Origin of the sequence: Roseomonas sp. 18066, from assembly GCF_902706185.1 — a bacterium.
Classification (GTDB): Bacteria; Pseudomonadota; Alphaproteobacteria; order Acetobacterales; family Acetobacteraceae; genus Pseudoroseomonas.
This window is the reverse complement of sequence record NZ_CACSJM010000433.1, coordinates 1-380: the sequence shown is the minus strand read 5'-3', so window position 1 is coordinate 380 and position 380 is coordinate 1. Positions and strand designations below refer to the sequence as shown.

The 380-nt window shown below is 70.5% G+C and carries 1 pseudogene; it reads right to left on the bottom strand.

From position 1 onward, the window contains the following. Positions 1-380, bottom strand: a pseudogene (locus GVN67_RS29570) (amidophosphoribosyltransferase); the annotation flags it as partial.

The following is a 380-nucleotide window of genomic DNA, read 5'->3' as shown; positions in this document are numbered from 1 at the left end:
GCGCGACCTCGCGCACGTAGCTGGCGCCGACGATGTCGAGCGCCGCCGTCTCGCTCTCGACGACCCAACCGCGCTCCAGGCGGCCGATGACGAGCGGGCGGATGCCCTGCGGGTCACGCGCGGCGTAGAGCGTGTTCTCGTCCATGAAGACGAAGCAGAACGCGCCCCGCAGGTGAGGCAGCAGGGCGAGGGCCGTCTTCTCGAGGCTCGTGTTGAACTGAGCGCCGAGCAGCGCCGTCACGAGCGCGGTGTCGGTGGTGTTGCCGCGACGCAGCTCGCCGAGCGTGTTGCCGAGCTCGCCGTGGATCTCCTCGAGCTTCTCGCGCAGCTCGGCGGAGTTGATGAGGTTGCCGTTGTGCGCGAGCGCCACCGTGCCCGCC